Here is a 12,698-nt window from a genome sequence, read left to right as displayed (position 1 = left end):
CTCGACGGCCGACGCTGGGGGAATCGCCGTGAACCAGGCCACAGGTCGGTCCGCCGACCAGGTCGCCCGAGGACTCGCCTATGTCTGCGAACATCGCTCGTATATCGAACGGACCATCGCCGAGAGCTCGGACGACCAACGCGCGGCGCTGATCAGGCTGACCGATCCCGCCGGCACCACGGATGTCGCCGCCGACCTGGAGAAGATCCATCGCGCTCTGCGTACCGCTCGCGACTCCCTGGGTATCTACGGCCAGGCTGGCGCTCGTGGCCTGGTTCACCCCGTCGGGATCGAGCAGGAGCCCTTCGAGCCCGTGCTGCGCTGCCCCCGGCGCGAGTACCCCTGCACGCGGTTCGCCCAGCCCGGTCCGGGAGCCGTTTCCAGGTGTGAACTGACCGGTATGGAGCTGGCCCGGGGCGAGTTGCAGTGACCGGTTTTCTGGGCCAGCTGGGCCAGAAACTGGCGGAGCGCTGGCTGACCCTGTTGGTCCTGCCCGGTGCGCTGTATCTGGCCGCGGCCGCTTGCGCCCGCGCCCTGGGCCAGACCCATGCGGTCGCCGTCAGCCGCATCAGCGGCCGGATTACCACCTGGTCCCATTCGCGGACGGCGGCGACCACCGCGGGTCAAGTGCTGGTGTTGGCCGGGATCTTGGCCGGCGCGGCGGCCGCCGGGCTGGCCGCCCAAGCTCTCGGCTCCGCCATCGAGCGCGGGGTACTGGCCACGGACTGGGGCCAGTGGCTCTTCCCGGCACGCAATCTCGCCGCCCGGCGCACCGCCTCGCGCCGGGCGCGATGGGACGCCGAGCACGAGGAATACAGCAACCTGTACCGGGCTGCCGCGCAGGCCGGCGCCACGGTCACCGACGAGACCCGAGACCGCCGGCTGGCCACCTGGCATAGGAGAACCCGTATCGCCGCCGAGCGCCCGGAACGGCCGACCTGGAGCGGCGACCGCATCAACGCCGCTGCCGTACGCCTGAAACGGGACCGCCACCTGGACATGGGTACGCTGTGGCCACACCTGTGGCTCACCATGCCGGAGACGACCCGCACCGAAATCACAGACGCCCGGCAGGACCTGACCCGGGCCACTGCGCTCGGCGGCTGGGCCGTCCTGTACGCCGCGCTGACCTGGTGGTGGTGGCCAGCAGCGGTCCTGGCCGCGGTACTCGCCACCGTCGCACGGCACAGAATCCGCGCCGCAACCGACACCTACGCCACCTTGTTGGAGGCCGCAGCCAGACTCCACACGGGCGAGCTCGCGGCCGCCCTCGGTGTCAGCGACGCCGGTAGCACGGGCGCCGAGAGCGGCGACGTGGTCATGAGCCTGCTGAGACCCCTGCCGCCACCCCTGGCCGGGGACTGACGGAGACGGGGTCTTCTACACGGGTCGGCCTGGCCTGGCCTGGCTGGCAAGGCCGACCCGCGGGCAACCACTCGCTTGCGTACTCGCCGACACGTCGGAGTACCTCGCGTAGCGGGCGGAGAACTCGGCGGCCGCGGCGCGGTAGCGGTCGGCGGCCGGGCGGCACTTCGCGGCGAGACGACGCCCGGGCCACGGCGCAGGCCTCCAGGCCGGGGCCCGGGGGCCCTCCGCATTCTGAGCTGGCGTCCCGGTCGGACCGGGCACCCATGCGTCGGTGCCTGCCCGGCCCTGCTGCTGGGCTAACTCACCTGCTGGCAACAGTGCGGGCCGCGACGCCGTGATCGCTGGCCTCACCCTGCCCTGGAGTTCTAGCGTCGTCGAAGGACACGTCAACCGGATCAAGATGCTCAAGCGCCAGATGTCCCGCCAGCCCCGGCTTCGCTCCCCTGCGGAAGAGGGTTCTTCTGGCCAGCTGACCACAGCCACCCACAGGGTGACCCAGACGAGAGAAGATGCACCATGGATCCCCGCATCCCCCGCCTGCGCCGCAAGCTGGCCGCGATCCCGCTCCAACCGCTGCGCAGCCACTCCTTCGGAGAAGAGCACCACAAGTTCTGCCTCGGTCCCATGCTGGCCGAAGCACGCGTCGCTGCCTTTGAGGCCGAGCACGACATCGTCCTGCCCGACGCCTATCGGCAGTTCCTCACACACATCGGTGGCTCAGGCGCGGCACCGTTCTACGGCCTCATGCCGCTGGAGCGGTGCTCCCTGCTGGTCATGAACCCGCATGGGGAACCAGGGGCACCCCGCGGCTTCGACGACGCAGGTCCGGGGGCACACGAACGTGACCTCTTCCTCCACGTCATCGAAATGGGCTGCACCGACGTCTGCGTCATCGCGGTGACCGGTCCTCTCACCGGCCGTGTCCTCACCGGGAACAGTGACGGATTCTGGGGCCCCGACGTCTCCTCCGCCACCGACTTCCTCGACTGGTACGAACGCTGGCTCGACCACATGAGCGCCGGACGCGACAACCGGGCCCTGGAACTGACCTCACCTGGGCGTCGGGCCCATCCAGATCGTCATCGCACGGCTCCGAAGACCTGACTTTCCGTGAGCACTTCACGGAACGTGCGCCAGAACCTCGTGAACAAAGCCAACCCCGGGTACCGGCGGTTCCCCGCCCGTGCCGGTCCCGGCCGAACATGAAGGGGCGCCGAGCAGCGCGCCTCCCGGTGGACCGCCGACAAAAATGCCGTGGCGCCGGCCCGTCGGTGAGGCCGGTCTGGCGCGCGTGCCCGTTTTTGTCCCTGGCGGTCCTGGGCCGCTGCTGCTGAGATCACTGCTGTCCGACCGATGCTTCCCCTTCTCGAGGAGCCTTCGGTGAACCAGCGCCCGTCCACCTCCCGCCCGCTCTCCGGCATCCGCCCGGACGAGTCCGACCGGCCGTGTGCCCGCCCCGGGGAGGACCTCGCCGCGCGCCCGTTCGCCTCGTCCGCGGCGCGCCCGTAAGAACGACGCCCTCCCAGTCCATGCGCCCGCCCAGGCCCTCATCCAGCCCGGGCGGGCGCCGCCGTTTCAGCCCTCCAGGCCGATGGCTTTCAGCTTCTTGTCGAGCGCCTGAGCCTTCGTGTACACGTCCTGGCGCCGCTCGGCCGCCGTCCCCTGCTTGGCGTCAGCCTCCTCCATGATGGCGCCGGCCTCGTCCACGAGAGGTTGGTAATACGGATCGCTGCCGACCTCGGTCACGATCGCGACCTGCACGTCGCGCACGAAGTCCCTGATCCTCACGGCAGCCGCATCGCACTGCACCTCGCTGTAGCACGCGTTCACGTCGTCACCTGGAAGGAGCTGGTTGAGCGCCAAAGCCGCCTCGGTCGACTTCACCATGTCCGACGACTGAACCGACGGCCGCAGGCTCGTTGTCGGCTTCGCATCCGCCTTCGTACTCACCGGCTTGTCGCTGCCCCCGCAGCCCGCCAGCACGCTCAGTGCCCCACCCACGGCCACCGCGGTCACACCCCGGCCGGCCCATCTTCCGATCTCCATGCGCGGAACCGTACCTGGACCGTCGCCTCCGTCTGACGGTCGTCTTGCGGGCCGCTTAGGAATGCCGAAGATCAGTTGCGCAGTCAGCGCCCGTGTTCCAACAGGAGACGGGCTGCCGGGCGGCATGGCCGTCCGAGCTGGGCGCATCGGCTTTCGAAGTCCGTCGGAAGCCAGCCTCGTCCCAGCAGCCGCGGGTGGGCAGGGAATGCCGTGATCGCGGCCAGGACGAACAGCAGCGATGCCCAGGGGGTGCGGAGCTGCACCGTGGTGTACCGGTGGTTGTTGATGTCCCGGAAACTGGTTTGGAAGACGTCCGGTGCAACGAGGTCGATGGTGTCGAGGCCGACCCAGAAGAGGTCGAGTGGACACTGAGGATGGCCGAAGTAGACGCTGCGCGTGGTGACGGTGATTTCGCCGGCCCCGTCGAGTACCCAGCGAGGTTGGGCGTCGTTGGCGGCGGCACGGCGCCGGGCGGAGTTACCGACAGCCGAGCCGACCATGCTGCCGATCACGAAGGCGGGGCTGCCGAAGGCGAACATGTTCTGGTGCCTGTAGCTGCCATCCCCGATGGCCCTCCAGGTCAGACGCTGAGCAGGCCCGACGGCCAGTGCGCGGTCACCGGGTTCGAGCCGGGCCATGGTGGCGACCAGCGGTCGCTGATCGATCCGCTTCTCGACCAGGTCGGCGATGATGTCGCACGAGTGCCACAGGTACTCGTCGAGCGCGGACCACGCAGGTCGGTGACCGTTGTCGGAACGAGGTGGGGCGAAAGGGTTGTCCACTGTCTCTCCGATATCCCCGTCTGCACGCGCTGTTGGCGGCGGCCTTCGTCTGGCAGCCACTTTAGTGACGGATCGCCAGGCTCACGAAGGAGTTGACCTGATGCCCGGGTCTGCCGCCGTTGCACTGTCCGGACGGCCGGGCTGACGGTCTCGGTGCGCGCCAGGCGGTAGCCGCTGCCGGTGGAGCCCTTGTGGGGGCACACCGCGCGATGCGCCCCCACAGGGCGCGGTTATCTGCGGCGTACGGGCAGCGTCTGCGCGAAGGCGCGTAGGACTGCCGCGCGTTCCTCGGGTGGCGTTCCGCGTACGGCTATGGCGAGAGCGACCAGGAACGTCGCCGCAAGCACCACGACCACCGCGAGCAGGAGGCCGGGCGTTCCAGTGGCGAGTTGCGCGAGGAGAGCAGGAACCGTCGTCATGGGAGTCCTCCGATGGCAGGCCAGAGCTGTCGGGACAACTTCCGGAGAGCCAGGTACCAACGGTGGAGTGCGTCCGGTCGGAGAGGGGATCGGACAGGCGCGGCAGGGTCCGTACTGCCGACTCCGCGCAGAAATGCCCCTGCGATTGGCCCCGGCTAAATTCCGGAGTCGTAGCAGTTGATCCACAGGTGGGACATAGCGGTCATGTCCATCACCTCCTGCGGGCGCATCCCCCTGACGGGTTCGTACGGCGCAGAATCGCGCCGCTCGCTCCCACCATGCCCTAGCAGGCACCAGCTGCGCCATCACTAACTGGCCGTTATCGCATGCCTGTTACCAGCGCGAGTTGAGCGCCGGTGCCGGACCTGCGGCGCAAGGCATGTGTGCGGCCCCACTCCGGCCACGCCCGTCCATCGATGAACCTTGGCGCCTTCCACGCCTCACACCCCTGGTTGCGGCCCCCGTCACGCTCGCTTTTCAACAGCTGAGGGGAGAGCCGACGGCCGAGCCGGTATCCTGCCCGCAGGGCTGACGCCCTGGGCTTTGCCGACGCCCACACCGCATCCGGACAGCCACACTGGCCGGAACACTGGTGGAAGGTCTTCCGGGATCAACGGACCGCTTGACGAGCACCTTGAGGATCCGTCGAGCCGGGGTTGCCGTGTGGGGGCGAGGACCCGGTGCCGAGAGGACTCGTCCATGACCAAACGCACTACCGAGCAGCAGCGCGCCCGCGGACTCCAGCGCACCGCACTAGCAGGGCACACACTTCAGCTACCACGAAGCCCTCAACTGGGTACGCGCCACCGCCGAGGCGCAGGCGGAGAATCCAGAGAAGATCGTCGTCTTCGCACCGCACGCGGCCTGCATCATGATCTTCGACGCGGACGAGGACCCCAAGTACATCCGTGACTCAATCACGCCGATCCTCCGACGAGGCGCCGCTTAGCACTCAGTGTTCGGTAGCAGTGCCGCAGGATCAGAGCGTGAGCACAGGCCGTGTGGAGAAGTCCTCGCAAAGGTCTTCACCATCCGGTCCGTAGACGAACTCGGCCATAGCAGGGTTGCGGTTGGCGGTGGCCAGGGGAAGCCACGCCAGCATGCGGCCGTAACCCCCGCACACCGACTCGCCGCCGTCTCCGCCGTGGACCGCGGTGACGTCGCTGGTGAGCTCCGCGCGGTAGGTGTCGTAGGCGATGCGCAGGCCAAAGGCGCTCAGCTGCTGCTGAGGGCCGGTGTGGTCCCCGTACGGGATGCGGTCGAGTGGGCAGTCGTTGCCCCACCGGAACAGTGTGTCCGCGCCTGCTCCACAGGCGTGCTCCCATTCGTCGGAACTCGGCATCCGCAGGCCACGAGCCGCGAGGGCAGCTGGCACGTCGGTAGGCGGCTCGGTCAGGTTCTCGTCCTCCACGGCCATGAGCACCGTCGCCAGGATGACGCTCCGGCGTGGGCTGAGCACCTGCGCGAGGTGGGCCCGAAGATCGGGTCCATGGCCGAAGCTCTGAGCCAGACTCTCCGCGTAGTCGGTAACCTGCTCGGGCGTCGGCTGCCAGGCTTCCAGGTCGAATCCGAGTGTCAGTGCACCACCGGGGATCAGTGCGAATTCCTGTGAATTCCGCTCGATCCGAACGCGGTGCAGCGGGGCACCGAGGTGCTCAATGGTCTCGACGACGGTCACACGGCCATCTACCAGGTCCGCCGCCTCCTGAGCGACACGACGTGGCTACACCAGCCCCAGTTCTCCAGGCTTCGATGTTTCAGATTCGGGGACCCGGCCGACCTGACCAAACCGCCTACCCCGGCATCGCCTGGTGGGGCCAAGTCGCAACTCGCTGCCTCCGAGCCCTGGCTCAGCTCAAACAGCCGTGCTGAAAGCCGTGGGATGCGAGCGCGCGCTGGAGCGGTTCAGCGGGACCGGGACGGCGTGGATGGCCCTCCATGCTCGGAAGCATCGATCCCGTCCTGGGCACAGTGCGCAGAATCGTCTCTCCGCGGGGTGTGTTGTGCATATGGCAGCGCGTGGGTGGAGGGCATGGCTGTGGGGTGCGCTCTGTGCCTCCGTCACGCCCCTGGCCTGGGTTTGCTGCGGATGGTTGGGACGGCGTCAAGTGGAAGGTGAGCGCCGCGGGCACGGCCGATCGCGGGATGCCGATGGAGGTGTGAGGATGTGGCCCACTCTTTGGGGAGGCGATCGGGATGACAGTGGTCTCCCCGGCACGGCCGGTGCGTGATGCACGGCAGATACTGCGGGATGCGGGCACGGAGACGTATCCGGTGCTGCGGGCGGCGGTCGAGCGGCTGCCGGCGGGTATCCGGCATCCGGTGGGGGCGCATTTCGGCTGGTGGGACCAGGCGGGCCAGGCACTGGAGGGCGGGTCGGGTAAGGCGGGGCGGTACGGGCAGTACTGCCTTCTTTCGCCGCCCCGCGGGGAACAGCTTCTGGGTCCGTCGCGTCTCTTCCTCGTATCCCGTGCGCGCCATGAGGTCGGCGTGGAAGTTGCGGGAGGCGTGGCCCGTCCCGCCGATGTAGAACCCGTGCATGGCCCTTCACGGGCAGCAGCCCCTCGGCCACGTCGTCGTACACCTTCACCTGGGCCAGCGGAGCCTCCATGAACCCTTCCGGCACCTTGCGCACGATGTCCCCGTACGCCTCGGGCCGGCTCGGCGGCCAGTGCAGCGGCAGCCAGCCGTCGGCGATCCGGAGTGTCTGCGCCACGTTCTTCGGTCCTTCGGCGCCGAGCAGGACGGGGAGGCCGGGCCGTAGCGGATGGGTGATCGGCTTCAGCGGCTTGCCGAGCCCTGTGCCGTCCGGGCCCCGGTAGGGCAGCGGGTGGAAGTGCCCCTGGGCCTGCGCCGGCGCCTCGCGCCGCAGCACCTGCCGTTCGACGTCCACGTATTCCCGGGTCGCGGTCAGCGGCGACTTGGGGAACGGGCGGCCGTACCACCCTTCCACGACCTTTGGTCCGGACAGGCCCAGCCCGAGCATCATCCGTCCGCCGGAGAGGTGGTCCAGGGTGAGCGCGTGCATCGTGGCCAGCGAGAAGAGGCCGTCAGGGGTCGGGGTGAACGGTCGGCCACCGGTTCGACGGTGGTACCAAAACTCGTCCGTAGCGTGGGGCCCCTTCACGTGCTTACAGACAGCACGTGGTCGGGGAGCATGCGACTACCGCATCACAGCCGCCGGAGGGGGATTGAGGCTCATACGCACCGTCGCACGCGCACGTACTCAGGTTGCCCCCACATCCTCGTCACTGCGTCCCATGGAGGACTGGTGCTGACGCCGGTCGGCGTAGCGGGTGGCAGTGTTCCGGCCGCCACACGGCGTTGCTGACGGAGCTCGTGGGGTGTCGGGCCGGTGGCGACCGTTCTGGACTGGCCGTCCACCGAGATTACGGTGACTTCAGCGTCCGCCGGCCACCGTCCCGGACACCGACCGGCAGCTCCCGGCCGACCCGGGCACACCGGCCGCGCCCCGGGTCCTGGATCCGGGGGAGTGGGCGATACCTCGCGTGCCGTTGCAGTACGAGCGGGCCGTCCTCGCCGGCGCGGTGGTCCGCGAGAGGCTGCGCACCGCCGTCACCGCCGCAAGGGGCGGGGTGTACGGGGTTGTCGCGCACCAGCAGGCGGCGATGCCCGAGCAGTTGCTCGCGTCCCCGGCCGCCGACCGCGAGCACGGCGACCAGGTCCGGAGGCCGGCTGATAGGAGGCGATCGACCTGATGGCGCTGCGGGTGTTGGGGGAGTCCCGCGCGGATGTCGATGCCCTTGATCTGACGGCCGGGTGGCTGGGCCATCTCCAGGGCGCGTTCACCAAGGTGGCCGCCAACTCCCGCGCCCGTGCGGACCGCTACGCCGAACAGGTCGATGCCGACCCAGTGCACCCGGTGCGCGAGGACGACCAGCGGGCGCACCGCCTGCAGGAGCTCGGCTCGCATCGCGGCCGGGCGGCCGGCCACGAGTGCACCTGGCCGGGAGTGGACGACATTGTGCGGGAGCGCGCGACATCGGGTCTGACGTGTTCGATGGCCTCCGCGCCAGTTTGAGCGCATGACGTGCGGCTCTGGCCCGGTGTGGCGCGTAGTTGACGCCGTGGTCTGGGACCGAGGCATCCGGAAACGGTCCCCTCCCGACCTTCCACCTGCTCCCCGTCCGCCCTGGTGTCAGCATGCAGGTAAGTAAGAGCCGCCACCCCCGTTTCTCGGGGGAACGAGCCGGTCATGTCCGTTCCAGGCCCGGCATGTCTCGAAGGTGGTGGTGGGTGCCGCGGCCGGACTCGGGGATCGGCTGCGGCACCCAGCCCGGCGGGTGCCCGTCGACGGCATGCGCATACGGAGCTGAACGGGTGATGTGATCACGGCGTCCGGGCAGTGGTCGGGACCGGTTCGCCCATTCTTGCCCCATGGACACCATGACCGTCGAGGATTAGGTCCTCGCCACCGTGCACCCTGGTCAGCATGCCGCCCGGCCACAGCGAGCAGGAACCGGCGAGCCGACCTGCCTGCGCGGCGGGCAGCGTGCTACGCCCAATGAGTGAGGTCGTAGACGGCGTCACAGTTCGGATCCTGTGCGTCCGGCACCAGGTGTCCAGCGAGAGTGGTCGGCCCGTCAGGGGTGAGGATGGCGTTGAGCTTGGTCGAGGCCCACCAGCCCGTCGAACGAGGCCTGCCCGTTTCCTCATCGACAACAGCCAAATCAACACCGATCGTACGCGGAGAGTACGCAATTTCCAGGTACACGCGGACGCGGTCTTCCGTCATCAGGTCGAACCCGATGAGCTGGTACAGCTCGGGAGCGGGACTGCGCTGGCTGTGCCAGGCAGGGTCAGCGAGAAGATCACCGATCACGTAGTCAAGACTGTCGTCAGCGGTCGTTTCGGTTACAGCAGGAATCACCCCGTCGGCGATCAGATTTTCCCCGTCGAGGTCGCGCCATTGCTTGCCGACCTTCACTTGGGAGGGATCGATGTGGGAGAGGTCGACCAGCCAGGAGCCGGGCAGCGCCGCATCGAAGACCGGGTTGGTGACGTGGGCCGTCGGCGACGCGAGGCCGGCGACGGCGCCGTTGGCGCCTGCGGCGAACGACAGGTTCACATCCAGGCCGACCAGGTGGCGCTTCATGCACTCGGCGTCGGTGAGGTCGCGTGCCCGGTCGTAGGCCTCTTCGAACAGCTTCTCGTCGGGGCCGCGTACGTGGAAGCGGGGCAGGTGCGCGAGGACGGGGTGTCCGTCGGTCGCCTTGCACGGGGCCGGGTCCATTGGTTCGGTGCCCAGCGAGCGGGGGCGGTGCTCGCAGTGGCGCCGGCCGTCGGCGTCCGGCTGGCTGGCGCGGGTCGGCGGGTTGAGTGCGGTCATCAGCTGCAGCCCGGTGACGGCCGCAGAGCCGACCGGGGTCATCACCCGCGTCGCGTAGACGCCCAGCACCCGGGCCAGCTCCGCCGGCTCCAGCTGCGCGGCATGACCCCACGCGCGACCGTCCAGGGCGTGCCAGGACGGGATGCATAGCTGCACGCACTGCCGGCGGCCCCCTGGGTGGGACGGTAGATCCGCGCCCACGGCCCCAGCCCCCGCTTGGTGAGCTGCCAGTCGGCACGCTGAAGCTGCTTGATGACCTTGTGCCCCTCCGCCAGCCGCCCGACGAGCGCTCCTCGTGCGTCAGCGCGGCGGGCAGACCGTAGCGCTCGCACGCGGCCTCGGTGAGCACCAGCAGCGCTTCGGCGTCCTTGCCCGAACCGTGCAGCTTCTCCGCCCCGGGCTGTGCCTCGGTAAGCGTCCATTCGATCAGGGCGGGCAGGGACTTGGCGGGTACGTCCAGGACGAGACCGCCGACGCCGTAGCCGGTCACATTCCGGTCGGCGTCGGCGTCGAGGACGAGCAGCGGGCCGTGCGCGTACACACCGCCGGGACCGGGAAGACGCTGGTGTCCATCCGCGTCGCGGACGGACTCGGGCGCGGCTGGTGCTGTTCGTGGTGCCCACCCTTGACCTGGCAGCGCAGACCGCGCTGGCCTGGCGCGGGGACGGCCACGGCGAGCACATGGTGATCGTGTCCTCGATGGGCGTGGCCGGCCGCGACGATCTGGTGGCCGCCCGCGTCATGTCGACCACCGACGCGCATGCGCTGGGCGGGCTGATGTCGGTGGTGGGGGAGGCAGAGGATCAGGTCCCGGCTTTGACGGTGATCTGCACCTACGACTCCCTGAACAAGATCGAGGAAACCCAGAAGACGGGGTGCGCGGTCCTGCCGTTCGACCTGGCTGTCATGGACGAAGCGCACCGGATCGCCGGCCGGGCCGACAAGAAGTGGGCGATCGTCAACGACGCCCAGCGCATCTACGCGGACCGCCGCCTCTACATGACCGCCACGCCCCGGATCTTCGCCGCGCCCGAGCTGGCGGAGTCCGCCGGCCTGACCCGCCCGCACCGAAGGCGCCCGCAGGGCGAGGAGGTGGACGCGTTCGCCCACTCCATGGACAACGAGGCCGTGTACGGGAAGAAGGTCGTCGAATACCCCCTCGCGAGGGCCGTGGCGGACGGACGGGCGGCGGACTACCGGATCGTGGTGCCCACGCTCACCGACACCGACCTGCGCCGCCGCCTGAACCTGCCCGCCCCCGGCGCCACGCCCACGGGCACCGCCGCGCAGGAGGCGACAGACGACGGTGCGCTGCGCACCACCGCCCTGCACCTGGCCGTCCTGCGCGCCATGACCGAACACGGCCTGAAGAAGGTCCTGGTCTACTTCAACCTCGTCTCCGACGCCCGCCGCTTCGCCCGCGAACTCCCGCATACCCTGCGCCTGCTGGCCCGGACCGACCCCGGCCTCGTCCCCGGCATCGACCCGGAGCTGTTCTTCGCCCACGGTGAGCACACCCCCGCCCAGCGCGCCGACATCTTCGCCGCCTTTGCCGCCGCCGACTTCGCGATCCTCGCCAACTCCCGCCTGATCGCCGAAGGCGTCGACATCCCCAGCGTCGACGCCGTCGTCTTCGCCGACCCCACCCGCAGCGTCATCCGCTGCGTCCAGGCCCTAGGCCGCGCCCTGCGCCTGGACGTCTCCGGCAAGACCGCCTCCCTGGTCGTTCCCGTGTACATCCCGCCCGGCACGGACGGCGAGAACATCCTCGGCACCGCGTATGAGCCGGTGTGGGCGATCGCCTGCGCGCCGGCCAGCCACACCACCGCATCCTCGAACGCCTCCCCGACAAGGCCAACCGCCTGCCCAAGGAGACGAGCGACGTCATCGCGCGGCGCTGGCACTTCGACTTCACCGTCCACCCCGAACGCATCGCCCAGGCGATGGACCTGATCTCCTTCGGCCCCCGCGACCCGGCCGTCTCCCGCTCCCGCCGCCTCGGCCTGGCCGCCCTGCAGGGCTGAAAACCCCGCGCCCGCCTGGATGCGATGTGCCGGTTTGGTGTCGGTGGGTGGGTGTCAGTGACGGCACATCAGAGCTGCTGCACTCGCACGGAGCGCCCGTTGGGTGATCCAGGCCGCCCAGATCCGTCAACAGAGTGTGGCTGTGTCCCAAGGGCCACTGCTGTGGAGGGCGTCGAGCCTGCACCTGTCTCCTCGGTTCGTGGTCCCGGCCGGTCCGACCATTCCCCTTGTGGGCCAACAAGGTACGGACCGCACCTCGCGCGTGTTCCGCATGCCGACACAATGCAAGTGCATGATCGCGCGTGGGGCTTCACAAGACCTCTGGATCCGACGGGACTCACCCGAACTGAGTACGTATCCGGTGTGCTGCCAGCTGAGGGCTTCTGGTCGGGAAGCGTTGCTGGCACTCGGGCCCGGCCGGGCTGGGCGCACGCCGTCCCCGACGGGACAACCACATGTCCGGTCGGCACTGCCCCCGTGGTGACCCGTAGCAGGCCGCCGCAGGGCACCGCCCACCCAGCAAGAGCTCGACTCATCCACGAGATCGCCAACGCCTGGCCCAGGGCGCGTAAGCCGGTGCGTGAGCCGGCCCGTGACGAGGTTTCACGTGTGACGTACTCGGGTGTGGGCGCCGCCGTGCGATCCTTCGCAGGATCACGGACGCCCGAGGCGTGGCCCCGGACGATGTCCCGCCCAGAGTCAGGGCTGT

General features: G+C 69.4%; 11 protein-coding genes and 2 pseudogenes. 7 read left to right on the top strand and 6 right to left on the bottom strand.

All coding sequences use genetic code 11. The features are described 5' to 3' along the window. Positions 1-28 precede the first annotated feature (28 nt). From ACZ41I_RS34940 to ACZ41I_RS34925, 4 genes are all read left to right on the top strand, one after another. Positions 29-430: a hypothetical protein gene (locus tag ACZ41I_RS34940; RefSeq protein ID WP_468515936.1), complete on the top strand. Its 402-nt coding sequence runs from the start codon at positions 29-31 to the stop codon at positions 428-430. Next, positions 427-1,365 (top strand): hypothetical protein, encoded by a 939-nt coding sequence (locus tag ACZ41I_RS34935; RefSeq protein WP_468515935.1) that lies wholly within the window; start codon positions 427-429, stop codon positions 1,363-1,365. The genes ACZ41I_RS34940 and ACZ41I_RS34935 overlap by 4 nt, the downstream gene beginning before the upstream one ends. A gap of 519 nt (positions 1,366-1,884) precedes the next feature. Further along, complete coding sequence (locus ACZ41I_RS34930; protein WP_468515934.1) at positions 1,885-2,472, top strand: SMI1/KNR4 family protein; 588 nt, start codon at positions 1,885-1,887, stop codon at positions 2,470-2,472. Positions 2,473-2,748: 276 nt separating this feature from the next. Next, entirely contained in the window at positions 2,749-2,877 is a 129-nt protein-coding gene (locus tag ACZ41I_RS34925) for a hypothetical protein (RefSeq protein ID WP_468515933.1), read from the top strand. Between the two features lie 66 nt (positions 2,878-2,943). Here ACZ41I_RS34925 and ACZ41I_RS34920 read toward each other — a convergent pair whose 3' ends face one another. The 5 genes and pseudogenes from ACZ41I_RS34920 to ACZ41I_RS34900 form a co-directional block, all read right to left on the bottom strand. Continuing rightward, positions 2,944-3,414, bottom strand: a complete 471-nt coding sequence (locus ACZ41I_RS34920) for a hypothetical protein (RefSeq protein ID WP_468515932.1) — start codon at positions 3,412-3,414, stop codon at positions 2,944-2,946. Between the two features lie 83 nt (positions 3,415-3,497). Then, complete coding sequence (locus ACZ41I_RS34915) at positions 3,498-4,256, bottom strand: hypothetical protein (RefSeq protein ID WP_468515931.1); 759 nt, start codon at positions 4,254-4,256, stop codon at positions 3,498-3,500. Between the two features lie 170 nt (positions 4,257-4,426). Continuing rightward, positions 4,427-4,615 (bottom strand): hypothetical protein, encoded by a 189-nt coding sequence (locus ACZ41I_RS34910; RefSeq protein ID WP_191878581.1) that lies wholly within the window; start codon positions 4,613-4,615, stop codon positions 4,427-4,429. A 979-nt stretch (positions 4,616-5,594) separates the two neighbouring features. Beyond that, on the bottom strand, positions 5,595-6,293 hold the full coding sequence (locus tag ACZ41I_RS34905) for a hypothetical protein (protein WP_468515930.1): 699 nt from the start codon (positions 6,291-6,293) through the stop codon (positions 5,595-5,597). 614 nt (positions 6,294-6,907) lie between these two features. Continuing rightward, positions 6,908-7,729 (bottom strand): annotated as a pseudogene (locus ACZ41I_RS34900) (LLM class flavin-dependent oxidoreductase); the annotation flags it as partial. A gap of 395 nt (positions 7,730-8,124) precedes the next feature. Here ACZ41I_RS34900 and ACZ41I_RS34895 point away from each other — a divergent pair. Further along, positions 8,125-8,334, top strand: a complete 210-nt coding sequence (locus ACZ41I_RS34895) for a hypothetical protein (protein ID WP_468515929.1) — start codon at positions 8,125-8,127, stop codon at positions 8,332-8,334. Then, complete coding sequence (locus tag ACZ41I_RS34890; RefSeq protein WP_468515928.1) at positions 8,334-8,657, top strand: hypothetical protein; 324 nt, start codon at positions 8,334-8,336, stop codon at positions 8,655-8,657. The genes ACZ41I_RS34895 and ACZ41I_RS34890 overlap by 1 nt, the downstream gene beginning before the upstream one ends. Positions 8,658-9,518: 861 nt before the next feature. Here ACZ41I_RS34890 and ACZ41I_RS34885 read toward each other — a convergent pair. After that, a pseudogene (locus ACZ41I_RS34885) lies at positions 9,519-10,674 on the bottom strand (telomere-associated protein Tap); the annotation flags it as partial. Between ACZ41I_RS34885 and ACZ41I_RS34880 the strand changes: the two are divergent. Continuing rightward, the gene (locus ACZ41I_RS34880; protein WP_468515927.1) at positions 10,569-11,918 is read left to right on the top strand and encodes a helicase-related protein; all 1,350 of its coding nucleotides are present in this window, start codon (positions 10,569-10,571) and stop codon (positions 11,916-11,918) included. The pseudogene ACZ41I_RS34885 and the gene ACZ41I_RS34880 sit on opposite strands and share 106 nt — an antisense overlap. Positions 11,919-12,698 lie beyond the last annotated feature (780 nt).

The sequence above is a fragment of the Streptomyces sp. NPDC030799 genome (assembly GCF_055572255.1).
This window is presented reverse-complemented; position numbering and strand designations above follow the sequence as displayed.

Excerpts from the sequence above, each read along its gene's own strand:
- ACZ41I_RS34930 (WP_468515934.1), top strand. The coding sequence starts at position 1,885 with ATGGATCCCCGCATCCCCCGCCTGCGCCGCAAGCTGGCCGCGATCCCG.
- ACZ41I_RS34920 (WP_468515932.1), bottom strand. The coding sequence starts at position 3,414 with ATGGAGATCGGAAGATGGGCCGGCCGGGGTGTGACCGCGGTGGCCGTG.
- ACZ41I_RS34910 (WP_191878581.1), bottom strand. The coding sequence starts at position 4,615 with ATGACGACGGTTCCTGCTCTCCTCGCGCAACTCGCCACTGGAACGCCC.
- ACZ41I_RS34890 (WP_468515928.1), top strand. The coding sequence starts at position 8,334 with ATGGCGCTGCGGGTGTTGGGGGAGTCCCGCGCGGATGTCGATGCCCTT.